19 protein-coding genes are annotated in these 21,777 nt (G+C 71.2%); 9 read left to right on the forward strand and 10 right to left on the reverse strand.

Annotated elements, in window-relative coordinates; translation table 11 throughout:
• Nucleotides 1-131: 131 nt before the first annotated feature.
• On the reverse strand, nucleotides 132-677 hold the full coding sequence (locus CKO43_RS06385; protein WP_200378206.1) for an NUDIX hydrolase: 546 nt from the start codon (nucleotides 675-677) through the stop codon (nucleotides 132-134).
• 64 nt (nucleotides 678-741) lie between these two features.
• Between CKO43_RS06385 and CKO43_RS06390 the strand changes: the two genes are divergently transcribed.
• From CKO43_RS06390 to pgeF, 3 genes are read left to right on the forward strand one after another with little or no spacing between them, the layout of a single operon-like run.
• Entirely contained in the window at nucleotides 742-1,437 is a 696-nt protein-coding gene (locus CKO43_RS06390) for a fumarylacetoacetate hydrolase family protein (protein ID WP_200378183.1), read from the forward strand.
• 36 nt (nucleotides 1,438-1,473) lie between these two features.
• On the forward strand, nucleotides 1,474-2,109 hold the full coding sequence (gene maiA / locus CKO43_RS06395; RefSeq protein ID WP_200378184.1) for a maleylacetoacetate isomerase: 636 nt from the start codon (nucleotides 1,474-1,476) through the stop codon (nucleotides 2,107-2,109).
• Nucleotides 2,106-2,909 carry a peptidoglycan editing factor PgeF gene (gene pgeF, locus CKO43_RS06400; RefSeq protein ID WP_200378185.1) on the forward strand — a complete coding sequence of 268 codons (804 nt, stop codon included), beginning with the start codon at nucleotides 2,106-2,108 and terminating at the stop codon, nucleotides 2,907-2,909. The genes maiA and pgeF overlap by 4 nt, the downstream gene beginning before the upstream one ends.
• Here pgeF and CKO43_RS06405 read toward each other — a convergent pair.
• Complete coding sequence (locus CKO43_RS06405) at nucleotides 2,838-3,104, reverse strand: hypothetical protein (protein WP_200225392.1); 267 nt, start codon at nucleotides 3,102-3,104, stop codon at nucleotides 2,838-2,840. The two genes, pgeF and CKO43_RS06405, sit on opposite strands and share 72 nt — an antisense overlap.
• 127 nt (nucleotides 3,105-3,231) lie before the next feature.
• Between CKO43_RS06405 and CKO43_RS06410 the strand changes: the two genes are divergently transcribed.
• From CKO43_RS06410 to phbB, 3 genes are all read left to right on the forward strand, one after another.
• Nucleotides 3,232-4,923, forward strand: a complete 1,692-nt coding sequence (locus CKO43_RS06410; protein ID WP_200378186.1) for a PHA/PHB synthase family protein — start codon at nucleotides 3,232-3,234, stop codon at nucleotides 4,921-4,923.
• A gap of 36 nt (nucleotides 4,924-4,959) precedes the next feature.
• Nucleotides 4,960-6,141 carry an acetyl-CoA C-acetyltransferase gene (locus tag CKO43_RS06415; protein WP_200225395.1) on the forward strand — a complete coding sequence of 394 codons (1,182 nt, stop codon included), beginning with the start codon at nucleotides 4,960-4,962 and terminating at the stop codon, nucleotides 6,139-6,141.
• Between the two features lie 111 nt (nucleotides 6,142-6,252).
• Nucleotides 6,253-6,990 carry an acetoacetyl-CoA reductase gene (phbB, locus tag CKO43_RS06420; RefSeq protein ID WP_200225396.1) on the forward strand — a complete coding sequence of 246 codons (738 nt, stop codon included), beginning with the start codon at nucleotides 6,253-6,255 and terminating at the stop codon, nucleotides 6,988-6,990.
• Nucleotides 6,991-7,161: 171 nt separating this feature from the next.
• On the opposite strand, the gene CKO43_RS06425 is transcribed toward phbB, so the two are convergent.
• From CKO43_RS06425 to map, 6 genes are all read right to left on the reverse strand, one after another.
• Nucleotides 7,162-7,782 carry a YitT family protein gene (locus CKO43_RS06425; RefSeq protein ID WP_200225397.1) on the reverse strand — a complete coding sequence of 207 codons (621 nt, stop codon included), beginning with the start codon at nucleotides 7,780-7,782 and terminating at the stop codon, nucleotides 7,162-7,164.
• The gene (locus CKO43_RS06430) at nucleotides 7,779-7,997 is read right to left on the reverse strand and encodes a DUF2788 domain-containing protein (RefSeq protein ID WP_200225398.1); all 219 of its coding nucleotides are present in this window, start codon (nucleotides 7,995-7,997) and stop codon (nucleotides 7,779-7,781) included. Before CKO43_RS06430 ends, CKO43_RS06425 begins: the two co-directional genes overlap by 4 nt.
• Nucleotides 7,998-8,786 (reverse strand): DUF2189 domain-containing protein, encoded by a 789-nt coding sequence (locus CKO43_RS06435; RefSeq protein ID WP_200225399.1) that lies wholly within the window; start codon nucleotides 8,784-8,786, stop codon nucleotides 7,998-8,000.
• 84 nt (nucleotides 8,787-8,870) lie between these two features.
• Nucleotides 8,871-9,950, reverse strand: a complete 1,080-nt coding sequence (mnmH, locus tag CKO43_RS06440) for a tRNA 2-selenouridine(34) synthase MnmH (protein ID WP_200378187.1) — start codon at nucleotides 9,948-9,950, stop codon at nucleotides 8,871-8,873.
• Between the two features lie 55 nt (nucleotides 9,951-10,005).
• A complete protein-coding gene (locus tag CKO43_RS06445) occupies nucleotides 10,006-12,627 on the reverse strand; it encodes a [protein-PII] uridylyltransferase (protein ID WP_200378188.1) in 2,622 nt (873 codons plus the stop codon).
• A gap of 3 nt (nucleotides 12,628-12,630) precedes the next feature.
• Nucleotides 12,631-13,470 (reverse strand): type I methionyl aminopeptidase, encoded by an 840-nt coding sequence (gene map, locus CKO43_RS06450; RefSeq protein ID WP_200225403.1) that lies wholly within the window; start codon nucleotides 13,468-13,470, stop codon nucleotides 12,631-12,633.
• 39 nt (nucleotides 13,471-13,509) lie between these two features.
• Here map and purL point away from each other — a divergent pair, with 39 nt between their 5' ends.
• Complete coding sequence (purL, locus tag CKO43_RS06455) at nucleotides 13,510-17,490, forward strand: phosphoribosylformylglycinamidine synthase (protein ID WP_200378189.1); 3,981 nt, start codon at nucleotides 13,510-13,512, stop codon at nucleotides 17,488-17,490.
• A gap of 178 nt (nucleotides 17,491-17,668) precedes the next feature.
• Nucleotides 17,669-19,267 (forward strand): ATP-binding cassette domain-containing protein, encoded by a 1,599-nt coding sequence (locus tag CKO43_RS06460; protein ID WP_200378190.1) that lies wholly within the window; start codon nucleotides 17,669-17,671, stop codon nucleotides 19,265-19,267.
• Nucleotides 19,268-19,316: 49 nt separating this feature from the next.
• Here the strand turns inward: CKO43_RS06460 and CKO43_RS06465 are convergent, their stop codons facing one another.
• The gene (locus tag CKO43_RS06465) at nucleotides 19,317-20,255 is read right to left on the reverse strand and encodes a Tim44 domain-containing protein (RefSeq protein ID WP_200378191.1); all 939 of its coding nucleotides are present in this window, start codon (nucleotides 20,253-20,255) and stop codon (nucleotides 19,317-19,319) included.
• Between the two features lie 161 nt (nucleotides 20,256-20,416).
• On the opposite strand from CKO43_RS06465, the gene CKO43_RS06470 reads away from it, so the two are divergent.
• A complete protein-coding gene (locus CKO43_RS06470) occupies nucleotides 20,417-20,899 on the forward strand; it encodes a DUF456 domain-containing protein (protein ID WP_200378192.1) in 483 nt (160 codons plus the stop codon).
• Between the two features lie 15 nt (nucleotides 20,900-20,914).
• Here the strand turns inward: CKO43_RS06470 and CKO43_RS06475 are convergent, their stop codons facing one another.
• Nucleotides 20,915-21,718, reverse strand: a complete 804-nt coding sequence (locus CKO43_RS06475; protein ID WP_200378193.1) for a YdcF family protein — start codon at nucleotides 21,716-21,718, stop codon at nucleotides 20,915-20,917.
• Between the last annotated feature and the right edge of the window lie 59 nt (nucleotides 21,719-21,777).

The raw sequence follows: 21,777 nt of genomic DNA on the forward strand, positions 1-21,777 counted from the left end.
AAATGGCGGTGGCTGGCTGGCGCAAGGCTGGCTGGCTGCGGGTGTCTGGTGCGCGGGGCACCGTGCACGTTCGTGCCATGCCAGTCTCGTCCGATGAGCCTGCGGCGGCCTTGCGCCGCCTCAAGCGGCGCTCAGCGGATGTCGGCGGCGTGCATGCCGAAAGCGCCGCGTGCGCGGTCGGCGAAGTAGCGCTGCAGCGTCTCGCGCACGGTGCGGAAGGCGAGTTCGTCCCAGGGCAGCTCGTGCTCGCGGAAGAGCCGCGCCTCGATGGTTTCGGGGCCGGGCGCGAAGCGGGTGTCCTGCAGCCGTGCGAGGTAGAAGAAGTGCACCTGGCCGGCAGCAACGACGTTCAGCACCGTGAACAGCGCGCCCAGTTCGACCCGGGCGCCGGCTTCTTCGTCGGTCTCGCGCAGAGCGCCTTCCGAGGTGCTCTCGCCGAGTTCGAGAAAACCCGCCGGCAGCGTCCACAAGCCGCGGCGCGGCTCGATGTTGCGCCGGCACAGCAGCACCTGGTCGCCCCAGAACGGCACCGTGCCGACGACGTTGATCGGGTTCTCGTAGTGGATCTCGCCGCAGGCGGTGCAGATCGCACGTTCGCGGTTGTCGTCGGGCGGGACGGCGTAGCGGACCGGGCTGCCGCACAGCCGGCAGTGTCGGATGCGGCGGGGCTCGAACATGCGCTGCAGTGTAGCGGCCGGCCATGGCATCATCGTTTCACCTTCGTGCGACTTGATCCAGGCCATGCAACTCGTCTTTCCCGCCCCCGCTCCCGTCACGCTGCCGGTCGCCGGCGGCGGCGCCTTTCCGGTGCGCCGCATCTACTGCGTCGGCCGCAACTACGCCGAACATGCGCAGGAGATGGGGCACAGCGGGCGCGAAGCGCCGTTCTTCTTCATGAAGCCGGCCGATGCACTGGTGGCGGTGGCCGAGGGCGAGACCGGGCAGATCGACTACCCGTCGCTGACGTCCAACCTGCACCACGAGATCGAACTCGTCGTCGCCATCGGCCGCGGCGGCAGCGACATCCCGGCGTCCGAAGCCGTCGAGCACATCTGGGGCTACGCCGTCGGCCTGGACATGACCCGGCGCGACCTGCAGAACGAGATGAAGAAGCAGGGCCGGTCCTGGGAGATCGGCAAGGCTTTCGAGCAGTCGGCGCCGATCGGCCCGGTCGTGCCGCGTGCGCGCTGCGGCACGCTCGAGCGCGGCGCGATCACGCTCGCGGTCAACGGCCAGCCGCGCCAGAAGGGCGACCTGTCGGACCTGATCTGGAGCATTCCCGAGACCATCGAACAGCTGAGCCGCGCCTGGCGGCTGGAGCCCGGCGACCTGATCTTCACCGGCACGCCGGCCGGCGTCGGCGCGGTCGTGCGCGGCGACGTGATGGAAGGGGCCGTCGCCGGCCTCGGCACGCTGCGTGTCGCCATCCGCAGCTGAAGCAGGCGCCCGGCCAGCGGCGAGAGGGCAATCGTGATGGAACTCTTCAACTACTACCGCTCGTCGGCTTCGTATCGTGTGCGCATCGCGCTCGCGCTCAAGGGCCTGGATTACGACTACCGCGCCGTGCATCTGCGGCGCAACGAGCAGTTCCAGGAGTCCTACGCCGCGGTCTCGGCGGCGCGCCTGGTGCCGCTGCTGCGCGACGGCGACGCCGTCGTGACGCAGTCGCTGGCGATCATCGAGTACCTCGACGAGACCCACCCCGAGCCGCCGCTGCTGCCGGCCGACGCCGCCGGCCGCGCCCGCGTGCGGGCGCTGGCGCTGGACATCGCCTGCGAGATCCACCCGCTGAACAACCTGCGCGTGCTGCGTTTCCTGGTGCACGACCTGAAGCTCGCCGACGAGGACAAGAACCGCTGGGCGCGGCACTGGATCGAGACCGGGCTGGAAACGGTCGAGCGCCAGCTGGCCGCGCGCCCGGCGGTTTTCTGCCATGGCGAGACGCCGACGCTGGCCGACTGCGTGCTGGTGCCGCAGATCCTCAACGCGCGCCGCTTCGACTGCCGGCTCGACCACGTGCCTCAGGTGATGCGTGTGTTCGAGACCTGCATGCGGCTGCCGGCCTTCGCCGACACCCATCCCGAGCGCTGCCCGGACGCCGAGCCGTGAGCGCCGAGGCCCCCGAACTGCTGCGCCCGTCGTGGCCGGCGCCGGCTGGCGTCGGTGCGGCGTTCAGCACCCGCCGCGGCGGCGTCAGCGCTGCGCCCTACGACAGCTTCAACCTGCGTCCGCCGGGCCTGCGCGGCGACGCGCTCGATGCGCCCGAGGCGGTGTTCGAGAACCAGCGGCGTTTCGCCGCCGCGCTCGGTGCGCGCCCGGTCTACCTCGATCAGGTGCACGGCGCCGAGGTCGTGCGCCTGCGCGGCGACGAACCCGAACACGTCTTCGCGCGTGCCGACGCCAGCGTCAGCACCGCCGTTGGCGTCGCCTGCACCGTGCTCGTCGCCGACTGCCTGCCGGTGCTGCTGTGCACGGCCGACGGCCGCGGCGTCGGCGCCGCCCACGCCGGCTGGCGCGGCCTGGCCGGCGGTGTCGTCGAGGCCTGCGCGACGGCGCTGTGCGAAGCCACCGGTGCCGCCCCGGGCGAACTGCTCGCCTGGCTCGGGCCCTGCATCGGCCCGCGTTCTTTCGAGGTCGGCCAGGACGTCGTCGAAGCCTTCGGTGGCGACCCGGCGGCCGAGCCGGATGCCGACGCGCCGGCACTGTTCAGGCCGCGGCTGCGCGCCGACGGCCAGCGCCGCTGGCTCGCCGACCTGACGGCGCTGGCGCGCGCGCGCCTGGCGGCCTTCGGTGTCGTGCAGGTCAGCGGCGGCTCGTGGTGCACCGTCGAGGACGGCTCACGGTTCTTTTCGTTCCGGCGCGACCGCATCACCGGCCGCATGGCCGCTGCCGTCTGGCGCCGCGGCTGAGCCCGCCGCCTCGGCGGCGCGGCGTGCGCGCCGGCGCATCGGCGCGCCCATGATGTAAAGCACGATGGCGAGCGGCAGCACGCCGTACATCGTGAAGGTGACGAGTGCGCCGAGCACGCTGCCTTGCGGCGAGATCGCTTCGGCCAGCGCCATCATCAGCACGACGTATATCCAGGCAATGGCGACGATGTACATCTGGGTTAGGGTGTGTCCGGGCGCCAGTATCGGCGCTGGCGTCAAGGCGAGGTAAGCCACCGCGCCTACAACCGTGCCGAGTCGCGGGGTCACGGTTTGCCGGGCCACCGCAGCCAGAGGAGACAACATGACGAGCAAGCACAGCTTGCCGGCGGCCGGCGGCGAACAAGCCGCGGCCTTCGGCGCCGCCGTGGGCGACATGCTGAAGTCGATGGTCGGCCTGCGCGTGCCGCAGGAGACGCTGACCACGCTGCAGGGCGAATACCTGACGGCGGCCTCCGACATCTGGAACGAGGCGCTGCAGCGCGCGTCGGCCGAGGCGGCTGCCGGGCCGCCGCTGGCCGACCGGCGCTTCGGCGCCGAGGAGTGGGCCAAGAACCCGGCCGCCGCCTACACCGCGCAGATGTACCTGCTGAACGCGCGCATGCTGCAGCGGCTGGCCGAAGCGGTGCAGGGCGAGGACAAGGCGCGGGCGCGCGTGCGTTTCGCGGTCCAGCAGTGGGTCGAGGCGGCGAGCCCGAGCAACTTCCTCGCCTTCAACCCCGAGGCGCTGCGCAAGGCGCTCGAAACCCAGGGTCAGAGCATCGCCGCCGGCGTACGCCACCTCGTCGAGGACCTGTCCAAGGGCCACGTCTCGCAGACCGACGAGACGCTGTTCGAGGTCGGCCGCAACGTCGCGACGACCGCCGGCAGCGTCGTCTTCGAGAACGACCTGTTCCAGCTGATCGAGTACCGGCCGCTGACGCCCAAGGTGCACGAACGCCCGATGCTGTTCGTGCCGCCGTGCATCAACAAGTTCTACATCCTCGACCTGCAGCCCGAGAACTCGGTCATCCGCTACACCGTCGAGCAGGGCCACCGCACCTTCGTGATGAGCTGGCGCAACCCCGACGCCTCGATGCGCCAGCTCGGCTGGGACGACTACATCGAGCGCGGCCCGATCGCCGCGATCCGCACGGTGCAGGCGATCACAGGCAGCGAGCGCATCAACACGCTGGGCTTCTGCGTCGGCGGCACCATTCTGGCGACGGCGCTGGCGGTGCTGGCGGCGCGCGGCGACGAGCCGGCGCAATCGATGACGCTGCTGACGACGCTGCTGGACTTCAGCGACACCGGCGTGCTCGACCTCTTCGTCGACGAAGCCGGCGTGCAGTGGCGCGAGATGACGATAGGCGCCGAGGCGCCCTCGGGCCCCGGCCTGCTGAAGGGCCAGGAGCTGGCGACGACCTTCAGCTTCCTGCGCCCGAACGACCTGGTCTGGAACTACGTCGTCGGCAACTACCTGAAGGGTGAGACGCCGCCGGCCTTCGACCTGCTGTACTGGAACAGCGACTCAACCAACCTGCCAGGGCCGATGTACTGCTGGTATCTGCGCCACATGTACCTGCTCAACGAGCTGAAGCAGCCGGGCGCGCTGACGGTCTGCGGCGAGAAGGTCGACCTGGGCCGCATCCGTGCGCCGGTCTTCGTCTACGGCTCGCGCGAGGACCACATCGTGCCCTGGGCCGGCGCCTACGCGTCGATCCCGCTGCTGAAGAGCCCGCGCACCTTCGTGCTCGGCGCCTCGGGCCACATCGCCGGCGTCATCAACCCGCCGGCCAAGGGCAAACGCTGCCACTGGACCAACACCGCAGCGCCGGCCGATGCCGACGCGTGGCTGGCCGGCGCCACCGAACACGCCGGCAGCTGGTGGCCGGTGTGGACCGATTGGCTCAAAGCCCATGGCGGCAAGCTCGTCGCCGCGCCGAAGACGCCGGGAAGCCGCCAGTACAAAGCGATCGAGCCGGCACCCGGCCGTTACGTCAAGGCCAAGGCCTGAAACCACGAACTGCCCGTCAGCAGGAGACAAAAAAGCATGAGTACCGACATCGTCATCGTCGCCGCCGCCCGTACCGCGGTCGGCAAGTTCGGCGGCGCGCTCGCCAAGACGCCGGCCGCGGACCTGGGCGCCGCCGTCATCCGCGCGCTGCTGCAGCGCAGCGGGCTGGAGGGCGGGCAGGTCAGCGAGGTCATCCTCGGCCAGGTGCTGCAGGCCGGCTGCGGCCAGAACCCGGCGCGCCAGGCGGTGATCAAGGCCGGGCTGCCGAACGTGGTGCCGGCCTTCGCGATCAACAAGGTCTGCGGCTCGGGCCTGAAGGCGGTGATGCTGGGCGTGCAGGCGCTGCGCGACGGCGACGCCGAGATCGTCATTGCCGGCGGGCAGGAGAACATGAGCCTGTCGCCGCATGTGCTCAACGGCTCGCGCGACGGCCAGCGCATGGGCGACTGGAAGCTGGTCGACTCGATGGTCGTCGACGGCCTGTGGGACGCCTACAACCAGTACCACATGGGCATCACGGCCGAGAACGTGGCACGCCACTACGGCATCACGCGCGAAGCGCAGGACGCGCTGGCGCTGGCTTCGCAGCAAAAGGCCGCCGCGGCGCAGGACGCCGGGCGCTTCAAGGACGAGATCGTGCCGATCCTGCTGCCGCAGAAGAAGGGCGATCCGCTGGTCTTCGACGCCGACGAGTACATCAACCGCAAGACCAGCGCCGAGGCGCTGGCCGGCCTGCGCCCGGCCTTCGACAAAGCCGGCTCGGTGACCGCCGGCAACGCCTCGGGGCTGAACGACGGTGCCGCCGCGGTGCTGCTGATGAGCGCGGCGCGTGCCGAGCAGCTGAAGCTCGAGCCGCTGGCGCGCATCGCCAGTTATGCCTCGGCCGGGCTGGACCCGGCGACGATGGGCATGGGCCCGGTGCCGGCTTCGCGCAAGGCGCTGGAGCGCGCCGGCTGGAAGGCGGCCGAGCTCGACTTGCTCGAGATCAACGAGGCCTTCGCTGCCCAGGCCTGCGCGGTGCACCAGCAGATGGGCTGGGACACCGACAAGGTCAACGTCAACGGCGGCGCGATCGCGATCGGACACCCGATCGGCGCTTCGGGCTGCCGCATCCTGGTCACGCTGCTGCACGAGATGCGGCGCCGCAACGCCCGGCGCGGCATCGCCTCGCTGTGCATCGGCGGCGGCATGGGCGTCGCGCTGACCGTCGAACGCTAGACCACCGGTCGCCGCGGCTCCTGCGTATGGGGGACGACGTAGTGTCGTTGCCGATGGTGCGCAGGCTGCGCTGCGTCCACGATGGAGTCGGTCACACCAAGGAGACAGCAGATGGCACAGAAAGTTGCTTACGTCACGGGTGGCATGGGCGGCATCGGCACGGCGATCTGCCAGCGGCTGGTGCGTGAAGGTTTCAAGGTCATCGCCGGCTGCGGGCCGAACCGCGACTTCCGGCGCTGGATAGACGAGCAGAAGGAGCAGGGCTACGAGTTCCACTACTCGGTCGGCAACGTCGCCGACTGGGACTCGACGGTGGAGGCTTTCAGCAAGGCCCGCAGAGAACACGGGGCCATCGACGTGCTGGTCAACAACGCCGGCATCACGCGCGACCGCATGTTCCTGAAGATGACGCCGGACGACTGGCACGCCGTCATCGACACCAACCTGAACAGCATGTTCAACGTCACCAAGCAGGTGGTGCCGGACATGGTCGAGCGCGGCTGGGGCCGCATCATCCAGATCAGCTCGGTCAACGGCGAGAAGGGCCAGGCCGGCCAGACCAACTACTCGGCGGCCAAGGCCGGCATGCACGGCTTCACGATGGCGCTGGCGCAGGAGATGGCGGCCAAGGGCGTGACGGTCAACACCGTCAGCCCGGGCTACATCGGGACCGAGATGGTGCGTGCGATCAAGCCCGACGTGCTGGAGAAGATCGTCGCGACGATTCCCGTCAGGCGCCTGGGCACGCCCGAGGAGATCGGCTCGGTCGTGGCCTGGCTGGCGGGGCCGGATTCCGGGTTCACGACCGGGGCGGATTTCTCCTGCAACGGCGGTCTCCACATGGGCTGAGCGGCGCAGCCGCTCTCCCCGGACGGCGCGGCCAGGCCGCTCCGTCCGGGGAGGCATTTCCGTGGGCTCCCCGAGCACCCTCCGAGAAGGGGCTCCCGTTTGTTCGATGGCTTCCCCGGGCCCCCCTCCGGGAGGGGGCTCCAGTCAGGTCGTGGATATTCAGGGCGGTCGTCAGACCGCCGCGTAGCGGCCGGGGCGGTGGTTGACGGCGAGCGAGAAGTTCAGCGCGACGGCGCCGATCACCGACAGCAGCAGCTGCCACCAGCCGACCCAGGGGATCGCGGCGAGCAGGATGGTCACGTCCAGCGCCATCTGGATCTTGCCGGCGCGCCAGCCGCGTTTTTCCTGCAGCCACAGCACCAGCACGTTGATACCGCCCAGGCTGGCCTTGTGGCGGAACAGGATCAGGAAGCCGGCGCCCATCAGCAGCCCGCCACCGACCGCGGCGAACAGCGGCTCGACCGACTGCAGCACCACCCAGTGCGGCAGCACTTCCGACAGCACCGACAGCAGCGCGACGGCACAGAAGGTCTTGATCGTGAAGCGTGCCCCCATGCGCTTCCAGGCCAGCCAGTAGAAGGGCAGGTTGAGCACGAAGAAGGCTGCGCCGAAGGGCACGTGGGTCGCGTAGTGCAGCACGAAGGCCATGCCGGCGGTGCCGCCGGTCAGCATGCCGGCGTGGCGGAACATCACCAGCGCCAGCGCGACGAAGAGCGCGCCGGTCACGACCCCCTGAACGTCCTCGAAGACGGTGTGCTGCTGCAGCGGCAGCGCCGTTGCCGTCGTGTTCATTCGCTGATCCCGCTCATGAAGTACTTGATGAGGCCCTTGGCGGCAAAACCGACGAGGCCGAAACCCAGCGCCAGGAACAGCACGAAGGCGCCGAACTTGCCGGCCTTGGACTCGCGTGCGAGCTGGAAGATGATGAAGACCATGTACAGCATGAAGGCGCTGACCCCGAAGGTCAGGCCGAACTGCGCGATCTGGTCTTCCGTGAAACCGAACATTCAGGGACGCTCCGACAAACCGCTGGTATCCACCAGGTCACGATAGGCGTGCCAGCTCGCATGCGCGAGCCAGGGGACGACGACGACGAGGCCCAGCAGCGCGAGAGCCATGCCGAGCAGCGTCAACACGAGGATCAGCGCGGCCCACAGCGCCAGCGGCAGCGGGTCTTCCATCACGCTGCGCCAGCTGGTCAGCACTGCCGCCAGCACGCCGACCTCGCGGTCCAGCAGCAGCGGCACCGCGACCACGGTCGACGCGAACAGCGGCGCCGCCAGCACGCCGCCGAGCAGCAGCCAGCTCTCGAACAGCCACGAGTCCGGCGCCAGCACGACCGACTGCACGAAGTCCATCGGCCCGGCGATCGGATGCGGCGCGAAACCGGCGATCAGCGAGCCCGAGGTCAGCACCCAGCCGGTGCCGGCGAAGGCCAGCAGCACGCCGAACAGCACCAACCGGCCGTCGCGTGGCCTCCACACCGCCAGCGACTCGGCGACGCTCAGGCGCCGGCCGCGCTGCAACTCTCGGCTGACCGCGTACAGCCCGGTCGCGACGATGGGCGCCACGAGCAGGAAACCGCTGAAGGCGCCGGCGATGAGCCAGAAGCGCTGCTCGACCAGCGCCAGCAGCAGCGCGCCGAAAGCGGCCGTGGCCAGCCCGTGAACGAGCCCGGGGGCCGGATTGCGCATCAGGTCGGCCCAGCCGCGGGCCAGCCAGCCCAGCGGCCGCAGCAGCGGGATGTGCCGCACGCCGAAACGGCGCGATTCCTCGAGAGCGGTGGAGTGGCGCATGGCGGAGGGGAGTGGGGTGGCGATGCTCCCCGGTATAGCGGTCTCCCTTGACCCCAGACAAGCGGGGAATTGCCGTCGGCCGATTCACCGGTCGTCCCCTGGCGCCGCCGGCGCGCCGGCGAGCACCTGCGCCGCCGCGGCCAGCGTCGCGGCGCCACCGTCGGCCAGCGTGAGCTGCTGCGCCTGGCCGAAGCGCTGGTAGTGGCGCGCCGTCGAGCGCGCGTAGATCGGGTCGTAGTGCTCGGCCAGCAGCTCCCGCACCAGTGTCGGGAAGTCGCCGCCGCGCGCCAGCTGCTGCCAGCGCTCGACGGTGGCGGCGCCGCGCAGTTCGCGCAGCCGCGCCAGCAGCGCACACAGCGCCTCGGCGTCGGCGACCAGGTGCGCGTAGTCCTCGATCAGCAGCGCCACGCGCGCGTCCAGCGGCATCTCCACCGCCAGGCAGGGGGCGTCACGCAGGCGATCGACCAGGTGTTCGGGCACACGCAGCCGGCCGATGGTGCGGCTTTCGCCTTCGACGAAGACCGGGCGCGTGGCGTCGAAACCGCGCAGCACCTGCCAGAGCCGGGTCTCGAAACCTTTTTGCGAAGGCTGCGGCATGCCCGGCACCGGCCCCAGCACCGAGCCGCGGTGGCAGGCCAGGCCTTCGAGGTCCAGCACCTGGGCTCCGGCGGCCGCGAGTGCGCCCAGCAGCCGGCTCTTGCCGCTGCCGGTGGCACCGCAGACCACGTGCAGGTCCAGCGCGTCGGGCAGGGTTTCCAGCTCGGCGACGACGGCACGCCGGAACTCGCGGTAGCCGCCGTCGAGCACCTGCACCGAGAAGCCGATCTGGTCCAGCACCAGCGACAGCGCGCCCGAGCGGTGGCCACCACGCCAGCAGTAGATCAGCGGGCGCCAGTCGCGCTCCAGCGTCAGCAGCTCGCGCTCGACATGGCTCGCGATGTTGCGTGCGACCAGGATCGCGCCGCGTTTGCGGGCCGCGAACGGCGAGACCTGCTTGTACTCGGTGCCGATGCTGGCGCGTTCGGCGTCGTTCAGCGAGGGCCAGTTGACGGCTCCGGGCAGGCGGTCCTCGGCGAACTCGCTTTCGCTGCGTGCGTCGATGACGGCGCTGAACTCGCCCAGGCGGGCGATGGCGTCGGCGGCGCTGATGCGGCGCAGGCTCATCGGCGCATCCCGGGGCCTGCGGCCGGCCCAGCCGCCCGGTACGAGTCCCGGGCGCTCATTTCGGAGCCGCGACGGCGTCGAGCAGTTCGCTCTCGACCTGCAACTGCGCGCGCGGCTGCTGCAGCGCCGGGCCGTCGACGAGGAAGGTGTCCTCGACACGCTCGCCCAGCGTCGTGACCTTGGCCAGCTGCAGGTTGATGCGGTGGCGCGCGAGCACGCGGGCGATCGCGTACAGCAGGCCCGAGCGGTCGCTGGCGGTCACCGTCAGCAGCCAGCGCTGGGCGCGTTCGTCGGGCGCCAGCGTCACGCGCGGCACCACCGGGAACGAGCGCACCCGGCGCGAAACCCGGCCCTGGCTGGGCTGCGGCAGCGGCCCCGACGAGGCCAGCGCCGCCGCCGCCTGGTTCTCGACCAGCGCGATCAGGTCGCGGTAGGCCGCCGGGCTGGTGTCGGCAAGCCGGGTGCTGATGACCTGGAAGGTGTCCAGGGCGTAGCCGGCACGCGTGGTGTGGATCTTGGCGTCCAGGATGCTGAAGCCGGCGCCGTCGAAGTAGCCGCAGATGCGTGCGAACAGGTCGGGCCGGTCGGGCGAATAGACCAGCACCTGCAGCCCGTCGCCGACCGAGGACGGCCGCGCCCGCACCACCGGCACCGCGCTCTCGATGTGGCGCCATAGCGAACGTGCGTGCCAGGCGATGTCGGCGGCTTCGTGGCGCGCGAAGTAGCTGACTTCCAGCGTCTTCCACAGCGGCAGCTCGGTGCCGGGCAGGGCGGTGTGCAGCGCCAGGATCTGGCGCGCGTCGTGTTTGCGCGCCTCGATCTCGGCGTCGACGTTGGGGTGCGAACCGCCGAGCGCACGCAGCGTCAGCCGGAACAGGTCTTCCAGCAGCTTGCCCTTCCAGGCGTTCCAGACGCGTGGGCTGGTGCCGCGGATGTCGGCCACCGTCAGCAGGTACAGGCCGATCAGCCGGCGCTCGTCGCCGACCAGGCGCGCGAAATCGGCGATGACCTCGGTGTCCGACAGGTCCTCCTTCTGCGCGATGCGGCTCATCGTCAGGTGATGCCGCACCAGGAACTCGACCAACTGGCTGTCGGCACGCGCCAGGCCGTGGTCGCGGCAGAAACGCCGCACCTCGGCGGCGCCGAGTTCGGAGTGGTCGCCGCCGCGGCCCTTGGCGACGTCGTGGAACAGCGCCGCGATGTAGAGCAGCTCGGGGTGGTCCCACTGCGCCGCGAGCTGGCTGCAGAAGGTGTACTCGTGCGCATGCTCGGGGATGAAGAAGCGGCGCACGTTGCGCAGCACCATCAGGATGTGCTGGTCCACGGTGTAGACGTGGAACAGGTCGTGCTGCATGCGCCCGACGATGCGTCGGAAGACCCAGAGGTAGCGCCCCAGCACCGAGGTCGAGTTCAGCAGCCGGAAGGCGTGCGTCAGGCCGGTGGGCTGGCGCAGGATCTCCATGAACAGCGTCCGGTTCTTCGGATCGCGGCGGAACTTGCCGTCCATCACGCTGCGCGAGTTGTAGAGCGCACGCAGCGTGCGCGACGACAAGCCCTGGATGCCGGTTTCCTGCGCGAAGACGAGGAAGGTCTCGAGGATGGCGTCGGGGTGCTGCAGGTAGAGGTCGTCGCTGGCGACCTCGAGCATGCCGGCGCGGTCGAGGAAACGCTCGCTGATCGGGCGCGCCGGCGCGGCCTCCGACCCGTTGACGCGCTCCTCGATGTTCATCATCAGGATCTGGTTCAACTGCGCCACCGCCTTGGCCGCCCAGTAGTAGCGGTGCATCAGCACCTCGGAGCTGCGCTGGCCCTTGGTCGGGTGGTAGCCGAAGCTCTCGGCGACGGCGGTCTGCAGGTCGAAGACGAGGCGGTCCTCGCGCCGTCCGGCGACCACGTGCAGCCGGGCGCGGATCAGCTTCAAGGTGCCTTCGTGGCGCGCCAGCTGGCCGGCTTCGAACGGCGTCACCAGCCCCTTGGCGGCGAGCTCGCTCCAGGTGCGGCCCAGGCCGGCGGCGCGTGCCACCCAGATGACGACCTGCAGGTCGCGCAGGCCACCCGGGCTTTCCTTGCAGTTGGGCTCGAGCGAATACGGCGTGCCCTCGTACTTGACGTGGCGCTGCTGCATCTCCAGCGTCTTGGCGCGCAGGAAGGCGGCCGGGTCGACCGCCTGCATCGTCGTGTCGCGGAAGGTGGCGTAGAGCTTGCGCGCGCCGCAGATCAGCCGCGACTCGAGCAGCGCCGTCTGCACCGTGATGTCGCGCGCCGCCTCCAGCTGGCATTCGTCGAGCGTGCGCACCGACGAGCCGATCTCCAGACCGATGTCCCAGCAGGCGGTGATGAAGCCCTCGACCGAGGCGCGCAGCGCGTCGCCGCCGTCGACGTCGGCCGGCAGCAGCACCAGCACGTCGACGTCGGAGTAGGGGAAGAGTTCACCGCGGCCGTAGCCGCCGACGGCCACCAGCGCCGCCCCCGGCGGCATGCCGGCATGTGTCCACAGGTCGGCCAGCGTCGCGTCGACGTGGCGCGCCAGCGCCCTGAGCATCTGCTTGGCCAGCGTCGTGGTCGACCGCGCCGAGCGGAAATGGCCGACGATCGCGGCCTTGCCGTCGCGGAAACGCGAGCGCAGCGCCGCGACGCTGCCCGGTGCCCGGTGGGCGGCCTCCAGCAGCGCCGACATGGCTCAGGAAGCGGCGACGGCGGCGCTGCCGACGAAGGCCGGCGGCGGCGGGCTGCCGGCCGACAGCGTCAGCACCTCGTAGCCGGTGTCGGTGACGAGCACCGTGTGCTCCCACTGCGCCGACAGCGAGCGGTCGCGCGTGACGATGGTCCAGCCGTCGTAGGGGCGGTTGCCCTTGCGGTCTTCCTTGATCTCGCGCCGGCCGGCGTTGATCATCGGCTCGATCGTGAAGATCATGCCCGGCACCAGCTCCTCGAGCGTGCCCGGGCGGCCGTAGTGCAGCACCTGCGGTTCCTCGTGGAAGCGGCGGCCGACGCCATGGCCGCAGAACTCGCGCACGATCGAGAAGCCGGCGTTCTCGGCGAAGGTCTGGATCGCGTGGCCGATGTCGCCCAGGCGCGCGCCCGGGCGCACCTTGACGATGCCCTTCCACATCGCTTCATAGGTGATCTGGCACAGCCGGCGCGCGGCGATCGAGCCTTCGCCGACGACGAACATGCGGCTGTTGTCGCCGTGGAAGCCGTCCTTGATGATCGTGACGTCGATGTTCAGGATGTCGCCGTTCTTCAGCGGGCGCTCGTCCGGGATGCCGTGGCAGACGACGTCGTTGAGCGAGGTGCACAGCGAAGCCGGGTAGGGCGGGTAGCCCGGCGGCTGGTAGTTCAGCGTCGCCGGAACGCCCCCCTGGACTTCGACCATGTGCTCGTGCGCCAGGCGGTCGATCTCTTTGGTCGTGACGCCCGCACGCACGTACGGGGTCAGCATGTCCAGCACTTCCGACGCCAGGCGGCACGCGAGGCGCATCGCCTCGATCTCCTCGGCGTTCTTGATCGCAATCGTCATCCCGGGATTATCCCATCGGGCCCCGTAAAATCCCGGCGCATGGCTTCTTCCGCCCCGCAACTACTGCACTACGAGGGCGGCAACGCGCTCTCCCCCTTCCGCACCCGCTCGCTGCTCGCGCGGCTGCAGTCGGCCTGTCCCCGCGTCGCCGCCGTCGCCGCCCGCCACGTGCACTGGGCGGCCTTCGACGCCGCGCCCGACGCCGCCACGCGTGAGCGCCTGGCGGCGCTGCTCGAGGTCGGCGATCCGTATGCCGGCCCGGGCGACGGTGAACTCTTCGTCGTCATGCCGCGCCTGGGCACCGTCAGCCCGTGGGCGAGCAAGGCCACCGACATCGCGCACAACTGCGGCCTGAAGCTGCACCGCGTCGAGCGTGTCACCGAGTACCGGCTGACGTTGAAGACGGGGCTGTTCGGCGGCGCCAAGGCGCTGGCCGCCGACGAGCGCGCCGCGCTCGCCGCCGTGCTGCACGACCGCATGACCGAGAGCGTGGCCTTCGAACGCGGCTCGGCAGCCCACCTGTTCGACGCCCAGGCGGCCGAGCCGCTGGCCCACGTCGACGTGCTGGGCCACGGCCGCGAGGCGCTGGTGCAGGCCAACGTCGAGTTCGGCCTGGCGCTGTCGGGCGACGAGATCGACTACCTCGTCGAGGCCTTCGGCAAGCTCGGCCGCAACCCCAGCGACGTCGAGCTGATGATGTTCGCGCAGGCCAACAGCGAGCACTGCCGGCACAAGATCTTCAACGCCGAGTTCACGATCGACGGCCAGAAGCAGCCGCTGTCGATGTTCGGCATGATCCGCCACACCGAGAAGACCTCGCCCCAGCACAGCATCGTCGCCTACAGCGACAACGCCGCAGTGATGGAAGGCGGCCCGCTCGAGCGCTGGCTGCCGCAGGGCTGGACCGACGCGCCGATCTACGGCGCGCGCGCCGAGACCGCGCACGTGCTGATGAAGGTCGAGACGCACAACCACCCGACGGCGATCTCGCCCTTCCCGGGTGCGGCCACCGGTGCCGGCGGCGAGATCCGCGACGAAGGCGCGACCGGCCGCGGCGCCAAGCCCAAGGCGGGCCTGACCGGCTTCTCGGTCGGCAACCTGCACCTGCCGGGAACGAACGAGCCCTGGGAGCGCGACGACATCGGCCGCCCCGGCCACATCGCCAGCGCCCTGCAGATCATGACCGAGGGCCCGCTCGGCGGCGCAGCCTTCAACAACGAGTTCGGCCGGCCCAACCTGGGCGGCTACTTCCGTGTCTACGAGCAGACGGTCGCCGGCGTGCGCCGCGGCTACCACAAGCCGATCATGATCGCCGGCGGCATCGGCTCGATCAGCGACAGCCAGACGCACAAGCTGCCTTTCGGCGCCGGCACGCTGCTGGTGCAGCTGGGCGGCCCGGGCATGCGCATCGGCATGGGCGGCGGCGCCGCCAGCTCGATGGCCGCCGGCACCAATGCCGCGGCCCTGGACTTCGACTCGGTACAGCGCGGCAACCCCGAGATCCAGCGCCGCGCGCAGGAGGTCATCAACCACTGCTGGGCATTGGGAGAGGCCAACCCCGTCGTCGCGATCCACGACGTCGGCGCCGGCGGCATCAGCAACGCCTTCCCGGAGCTGGTCGATGGCGCCGGGCAGGGCGCCCGTTTCGACCTGCGCAAGGTGCCGCTGGAAGAGACCGGCCTGGCACCGAAGGAAATCTGGTGCAACGAGAGCCAGGAGCGCTACGTGCTGGCGATCGCGCCCGAAGGCCTGGCGGCCTTCGAGGCGATGTGCGCGCGCGAGCGCTGCCCCTACGCCGTTGTCGGCGTCGCCACCTCCGACCGTGAGCTCGTCGTCGAGGACGGCGAGCAAGCCGTGATCGACATGCCGATGGACGTGCTGCTGGGCAAGCCGCCCAAGATGCACCGCGACGTCGCCCGCATCGAACGCACCGAGGCGCCCCTGGACCTGACCGGCGTGAAGCTGGAGCAGGTGGCACTCGACGTGCTGCGCCACCCGACGGTGGCGAGCAAACGTTTCCTGATCACGATCGGCGACCGCACGGTCGGCGGACTGAACCACCGCGACCCGATGGTCGGCCCCTGGCAGGTGCCGGTGGCCGACTGCGCGGTGACGCTGGCCGACTACGCCGGTTTCCGCGGCGAGGCTTTTGCCATGGGCGAACGCACCCCGCTGGCCTCGCTGAACGCGCCGGCCTCGGGCCGCATGGCGGTGGCCGAAGCCATCCTGAACCTGCTGGCCGCTCCGATCGAGCTGCCGCGTGTCAAGCTCAGCGCCAACTGGATGGCCGCCTGCGGCGAGCCGGGCGAAGACGCGGCGCTGTACGACACCGTCAAGGCCGTCGGCCTGGAGCTGTGCCCGGCGCTGGGCGTCGGCATCCCGGTCGGCAAGGACTCCTTGTCGATGAAGACGCGCTGGAGCGAAGGCGGCGAAACGCGCCAGGTCACTGCGCCGGTGTCGCTGATCGCCACCGCCTTTGCCACGCTGGCCGACGTGCGCGGCACGCTGACGCCGCAGTTGCAGCCCGGCGACACGGCGCTGCTGCTGGTCGACCTGGGCGCCGGCCGCAACCGCATGGGCGGCTCGATGCTGGCCCAGGTGCTGGGCGGCTTCGGCGACGAGGTGCCGGACCTGGACGACCCGCAGCGCCTGAAGGCGCTGGTCGCCGCCGTCAACGAACTGCGCGCCGCCGGCACGCTGCTGGCCTACCACGACCGCAGCGACGGCGGCCTCTGGGCGACGGTCTGCGAGATGGCCTTCGCCGGCCACGTCGGCGTCAGCCTGAACGTCGACATTCTCGTCACCGAAGGCGACGGCATCGCCGACAGCCGCGCCGACTTCGGCGACTCGAAGAACTGGGCGACCCAGGTCGCCGAGCGCCGCAAGGAGCTGACGCTCAAGGCCTTGTTCACCGAGGAACTGGGCGTGGTGCTGCAGGTGCCGCGCGCGCAGCGCGACGCCGCGATCGCGGTGCTGCGCACGCACGGGCTGTCGGCGCACACCCACGTCGTCGGCAAGACCAACGAACGCGGCGCGGTCGAGGTCTGGCGCGACACCCAGCTGCAGTTCGGCGCCCCGCTGCGCGAGCTGCACCAGCAGTGGGACGAAGTCAGCTGGCGCATCGCGCGCGAACGCGACAACCCCGAGAGTGCCGACGGCGAACATGCCGCCGCCGGCCTTGCCGACGACCCGGGCCTGCATCTGCACCTGAGCTTCGACCCGGCCGAGGACGTGGCCGCGCCCTACGTGCATGTCGCGCGGCCCAAGGTCGCGATCCTGCGCGAGCAGGGCGTCAACTCGCATGTCGAGATGAGCTACGCGATGCACCAGGCGGGCTTCGACACCTACGACGTGCACATGAGCGACCTGCAGGCCGGGCGCGCGCGCCTGGACGCCTTCCAGGCCTTCGTCGCCTGCGGCGGTTTCAGCTACGGCGACACGCTGGGCGCCGGCGAAGGCTGGGCGCGTTCGATCCGCTTCAACCCGGTGCTGGAGCAGCAGTTCGCCGCCTTCTTCGCCCGGCCCGACACGATCGCCCTGGGCGTCTGCAACGGCTGCCAGATGCTGGCGGCGCTGTCGCCGATGATCCCGGGCGCCGAGCACTGGCCGACCTTCACGCGCAACAGGAGCGAGCAGTTCGAGGCCCGGCTGTCGCTGGTCGAGGTGCTGGCCAGCCCCAGCGTGTTCTTCGAGGGCATGGCTGGCAGCCGCATCCCGATCGCGGTTGCGCACGGCGAAGGTTTTGCCGACTTCTCGCAGCGTGGCGACGCGGCCCAGGTGCTGCGCGCGATGCGTTTCGTCGACCACCACGGCCGGCCGACCGAAGCCTACCCGGCGAACCCGAACGGCAGCCCCGACGGGCTCACCTCGGTGACCACCGCCGACGGCCGCTTCACCGCGCTGATGCCGCACCCGGAGCGGGTGTTCCGCAACATCCAGATGAGCTGGACTTCGGGCGACAAGAGCGCCTTCAGCCCCTGGATGCGCATGTTCCGCAACGCGCGTCGTTCGCTGGGCTGACGCCCCCCGGGCCCGGCCGCCGCGCCGGGCCCGACCACGCTTCTGCACTGCACGCCACCGCCGGCTCGCGCCGGCCCTAGTCCGGAGTTTCTGCCCATGCGCCATTGATGCCGCCGTCCCCGTGACGGCCTTCGTCCCTCCTACCGCTCGGAGGACCTGGGGCATCGAGACGCATGCAATGACACAAACTCTGCTGACGCTGGACGGCGTCGCTTTCTCCCTTGCCGACGGCCGGCCGCTGTTCGCCGGCCTCAGCGAAACCTTCGACCGCCGCCGCACCGGCCTGGTCGGCCGCAACGGCATCGGCAAGACCGTGCTCGGCCGGCTGCTGGCCGGCGAGCTGGCGCCTTCGGCCGGCCGCGTGCTGCGCCAGGGGCGGGTGTACCGCCTGGCGCAGCAGCTCGCGCCCGAGGGCACGACGCTGGCGCAGCTGGCCGGCGTGCACGAGGCTTTGCAGGCGCTGGACCGCATCGAAGCCGGCGCCGGCGGCGAACACGATTTCGAGATCCTGGCCGAGCGCTGGGACCTGCGCGCGCGGCTGCAGGCCGAGCTGCAGCGTGCCGGGCTGCCGCCGCTGGCGCCCGAGACGCCGGCGGCGCGGCTGAGCGGCGGCCAGGCGATGCGGGTCGCACTCGCCGGCGCCTGGCTGGCCGACGCCGACTTTCTGATCCTGGACGAACCCAGCAACCACCTCGACCGCGCCGGGCGCCAGGCCTTGCTGGCGCAGCTGGCCCGCTGGCAGGGCGGGCTGCTCGTCATCAGCCATGACCGCGAGCTGCTGGAGACGATGCAGGCCATCGTCGAACTCTCCCCGCTGGGCCTGCGGCGCTATGGCGGCGGCTGGAGTTTCCATGCCGAACAGCAGGCGCAGCAGCGCTGCGACGCCGCCGACGAGCTGGCGCGGCGCCAGCTGGAGCGCCGGCGCGAAACCGCGGCGCTGCAGCGCGAACACGAGCGCCAGCAGCAGCGCCAGGCACGCGGCCGGCGCGAGCGCGCCGACGGCAGCCAGCCCAAGCTCGTGCTCGACGCGCGCCAGGAGCGCAGCGAAGCCACCACCGGGCGCCTGCAGCGCCGCCACGACACACGCCGGGCCGAACTCGAGGCCCAGGTGCGCGCCGCTGCCGCGCGTGTGGTCGAGGACACGGCCATCGTCGTGCCGCCGCTGCCGCCGGCGGTGCTGCCGAACGAGGTGCTGGTGTTCGACGGCGAGCTGCCCTTCGTTGCCCCGCCGCTGGCGCGGCTGTCGCTCGTGCTGCAGGGCGCGACCCGGCTGGCGGTGACGGGCCCCAACGGCTGCGGCAAGTCGACGCTGCTGCGTGTGCTCGCCGGGCGCCTGGCGCCGGCCGCCGGGCGCTGCGAACGCCGCGTCGCATGCGCCTGGCTGGACCAGCGCCTGGCCGACCTGGAGCCGTCGCAACCGGCGATCGAGTGGCTGCGCGCCGCCTGCCGCCAGCGACCCGAAGCCGAGCTGCACACCCGGCTGGCCCAGCTCGGCCTGGCTGCGGCGACGCTCGGCAGCGTCTGCGGCGCGCTCAGCGGTGGCGAACGGCTGAAGCTCGCGCTGGCCCGCGCGCTGCTGGCCGACGAGCCGGCGCGCCTGCTGCTGCTGGACGAACCCGGCAACCACCTCGACCTGGCGACACTGCAGGCGCTGGAGGCGATGCTGCGCGGCTGGCGCGGCGCGCTCGTCGTCGTCTCGCACGACGAGGCGTTTCTCGCTGCGCTCGCGTTGCACGAGCGGCTGGAGGCGACGCCGCAGGGCTGGTGTCGGAGCTGAAAACAAAACCGGCGCCCGAAGGCGCCGGTTCAGGCTGCTGGCAGCGAGCTCAGGCCTTGGCGGGCATCTGCTCGATGCCGGCGATGGCCCAGCCGCGGCCGTCGTCGGCCAGCGGCTTGACCAGGTGCCAGACCTCGTCGATCTGCACCGGGGCGGCGCCGGCTTCCTCGCGCACCTGGCCGCGGTAGCGCACGCTGACGATCTGGCGGCCGTCGTCCTCGGCGACGTCGACGACGTCGGCATCGACGTGCAGCACGTCGGTTGTCTGCGCCGCGCCGGCACGTTCCTGGATGTCCATCTTCAGCTCGGCGAACATCTCCGGCGTCGTGAAGCGGCGCAGGTCGTCGAGGTCGGCGCTGTCGTTGGCCGCCTGCAGGCGCACGAAGATCGTCTTCGCGGTGCGTGCGAACGACTCGCTGTCGAAAGCTGCCGGCACGAAGGCCGGTGCCACGGCCGGACGCTGCGGCGCGATCGGCTCGACGCTGGCGGCCGGCGTGTAGGACGAGCCGGTGCTGGCCGGAGCCGGCGGCGGGGTCCAGTCGCTGTTGGCACTGCGCAGCGCGCCGACACCGGCAGCCGCCGGCACCGGCGTCGCCGGGCGCGGGCCGAAGCGGCGCAGCAGGAAGCGGATCGCGAAGAACGCGACCACGCCAATCAGCAGCAGCGTCAGGAAGTTGGCGAAACCGGCGCCCATGCCGAGGTGGCTCATCAGCGCGGCGATGCCCAGGCCGGCGGCGAGGCCGGCGATCGGGCCCAGCCACGAACGTTTGCCGGCCGCCGCGGCGGCGCCGGCGGCAGCGGGTGCACCCGCCTGATTGGGGGCCGCCTGCGCCGGCTTGGCCGGCGTCGGCGCCGGTGCGGTGCGTTCAGGCATGCTGCGCTGCATGCCGGAGGACTTGCCTCCACCCATGCGCTTGGCCTCGCTGAAGTCGGGAGCCAGCGTGAGCGCCAGCGACGCTGCAAGCGCGACGAGCCAGCCGGATTTCATCGGAGTGTGTCCTTGGATAAAACAGATCGGGACGCCAAGTGTCCGCGATGGCGGGCTCCGGCCCAAGCCCGATCGTCAATCCCCCAGATCCTGTAGGCGGCGCTTGAAGCGCCGGCCGGCGTCCCCATGTGACGCCGGTCGCAACCCGTCGGATCGATTCCATGTCCACGCCGCTGCTCTGGAGCCTGGCCGTGCTGCTGATGGCCGGCGGCATAGCCGGCACCGTGCTGCCGCTGCTGCCCGGCACCGCGCTCGTCTTCGCCGGCGCCTGGCTCGGCGCCTGGATAGACGGCTACGAGCGTGTCGGCGTCTACACCGTCGTCGTGCTCGGCGTGATGGCGCTGCTGGCCTGGGCGCTGGACTATCTGGCCGGGCTGATGGGCGCCAGCCGCGCTGGCGCCAGCCCGCAGGCGCTGGTGGGCGCCGCCATCGGCACCGTCGCCGGGCTGCTGGCGGGTTTTGTCGGCGTGCTCTTCATGCCCTTCGTCGGCGCCGCCCTCGGCGAATACCTCGCGCGCCGCGACGAGCAGCGTGCGCTGCACGTCGGCCTGGCCACCGGCGTCGGCCTGCTGCTGGGCATGGTCGCCAAGATCGCGATCGCGTTCGCGATGGTCGGCGTCTTCATCGTCGCCTGGCTGGTCTGAGCGCGGACAGGGCGCTCAGGCGCCAGCCAGCCGGCCCAGCCACTCGTGCAGCGCGAGCCAGCTCAGGCGAAAACCGTCGCCGCCGGGCATCAGGTCGACGACCGTCGGCGGGCGCGGCTGGCGCATGCCGGTCGGCGCGGGCAGCACGGCGATGGCGGGGCCTTCGCGGGCAATGGCGCGTTCGAAGGCCACCTGCGCGCGCCGCATGTGGAAGTCGTGGGTGACGAGCACGATGCGTTCGATGCCGTCGCGGCGCAGCATGGCGACGGTGTAGATCGCGTTTTCATTGGTGTCGCGCGAGCGGCCCTCGGCCCAGCGCAGCGGCTGCCGGTACTCGCGGTTCGCCATCGACATCGCGACCTCGGCTTCGCTCGGGCCGTCTTCGGCGCCGTGCCCCCGGCCGCCGCTGAAGCCCAGCGGCAGCCCGGTCTGGCGCGCCAGCCACAGGCCGTAGCGCAGGCGCTCGACCGAAAGCGGTTTCAGCGCGGGCGCGCCGTACTCCGGTGCCAGCGGGTAACGCCCGGCACCGAGCACGACGATGGCCGTCTTCGGCGCGCCCCGCAGCGCCATCACCTGCTGCTGGGTCAGCGCCGGCGGTGGCACGGTCAGCCAGGCCACCAGCGCGTAGGCGCAGGCGAACGTGCTCACCGCCCACAGGCCGGCGACGCCGAGCAGCAGGGGCAGCCAGCCGAGCGCGCGCCGGCGCAGCAGCGCCGCGCCGGCCAGGATCAGCAGCAGCATCGGCACCGGGGGCAGCACGAGCGTCGTCAGCATCGGCTTCCACGACTCGATGCCGAGCGTCACGAATAACTCGTTCATGCGGGACGGATCGGAGGAGGGCGCGCGATTGTCGCCGTGCGCCGCTGCGGCATCATCGC

The organism is Rubrivivax gelatinosus (assembly GCF_016583785.1).
GTDB lineage: Bacteria > Pseudomonadota > Gammaproteobacteria > Burkholderiales > Burkholderiaceae_C > Rubrivivax > Rubrivivax gelatinosus_B.

Bases quoted from the DNA above. Each gene is read 5' to 3' on its own strand.
- CKO43_RS06385 (WP_200378206.1), bottom strand. From the start codon at position 677: ATGTTCGAGCCCCGCCGCATCCGACACTGCCGGCTGTGCGGCAGCCCG.
- CKO43_RS06390 (WP_200378183.1), top strand. From the start codon at position 742: ATGCAACTCGTCTTTCCCGCCCCCGCTCCCGTCACGCTGCCGGTCGCC.
- maiA (WP_200378184.1), top strand. From the start codon at position 1,474: ATGGAACTCTTCAACTACTACCGCTCGTCGGCTTCGTATCGTGTGCGC.
- CKO43_RS06405 (WP_200225392.1), bottom strand. From the start codon at position 3,104: ATGTACATCGTCGCCATTGCCTGGATATACGTCGTGCTGATGATGGCG.
- CKO43_RS06410 (WP_200378186.1), top strand. From the start codon at position 3,232: ATGACGAGCAAGCACAGCTTGCCGGCGGCCGGCGGCGAACAAGCCGCG.
- CKO43_RS06415 (WP_200225395.1), top strand. From the start codon at position 4,960: ATGAGTACCGACATCGTCATCGTCGCCGCCGCCCGTACCGCGGTCGGC.
- phbB (WP_200225396.1), top strand. From the start codon at position 6,253: ATGGCACAGAAAGTTGCTTACGTCACGGGTGGCATGGGCGGCATCGGC.
- CKO43_RS06425 (WP_200225397.1), bottom strand. From the start codon at position 7,782: ATGAACACGACGGCAACGGCGCTGCCGCTGCAGCAGCACACCGTCTTC.
- CKO43_RS06430 (WP_200225398.1), bottom strand. From the start codon at position 7,997: ATGTTCGGTTTCACGGAAGACCAGATCGCGCAGTTCGGCCTGACCTTC.
- CKO43_RS06435 (WP_200225399.1), bottom strand. From the start codon at position 8,786: ATGCGCCACTCCACCGCTCTCGAGGAATCGCGCCGTTTCGGCGTGCGG.
- mnmH (WP_200378187.1), bottom strand. From the start codon at position 9,950: ATGAGCCTGCGCCGCATCAGCGCCGCCGACGCCATCGCCCGCCTGGGC.
- CKO43_RS06445 (WP_200378188.1), bottom strand. From the start codon at position 12,627: ATGTCGGCGCTGCTGGAGGCCGCCCACCGGGCACCGGGCAGCGTCGCG.
- map (WP_200225403.1), bottom strand. From the start codon at position 13,470: ATGACGATTGCGATCAAGAACGCCGAGGAGATCGAGGCGATGCGCCTC.
- purL (WP_200378189.1), top strand. From the start codon at position 13,510: ATGGCTTCTTCCGCCCCGCAACTACTGCACTACGAGGGCGGCAACGCG.
- CKO43_RS06460 (WP_200378190.1), top strand. From the start codon at position 17,669: ATGACACAAACTCTGCTGACGCTGGACGGCGTCGCTTTCTCCCTTGCC.
- CKO43_RS06465 (WP_200378191.1), bottom strand. From the start codon at position 20,255: ATGAAATCCGGCTGGCTCGTCGCGCTTGCAGCGTCGCTGGCGCTCACG.
- CKO43_RS06470 (WP_200378192.1), top strand. From the start codon at position 20,417: ATGTCCACGCCGCTGCTCTGGAGCCTGGCCGTGCTGCTGATGGCCGGC.
- CKO43_RS06475 (WP_200378193.1), bottom strand. From the start codon at position 21,718: ATGAACGAGTTATTCGTGACGCTCGGCATCGAGTCGTGGAAGCCGATG.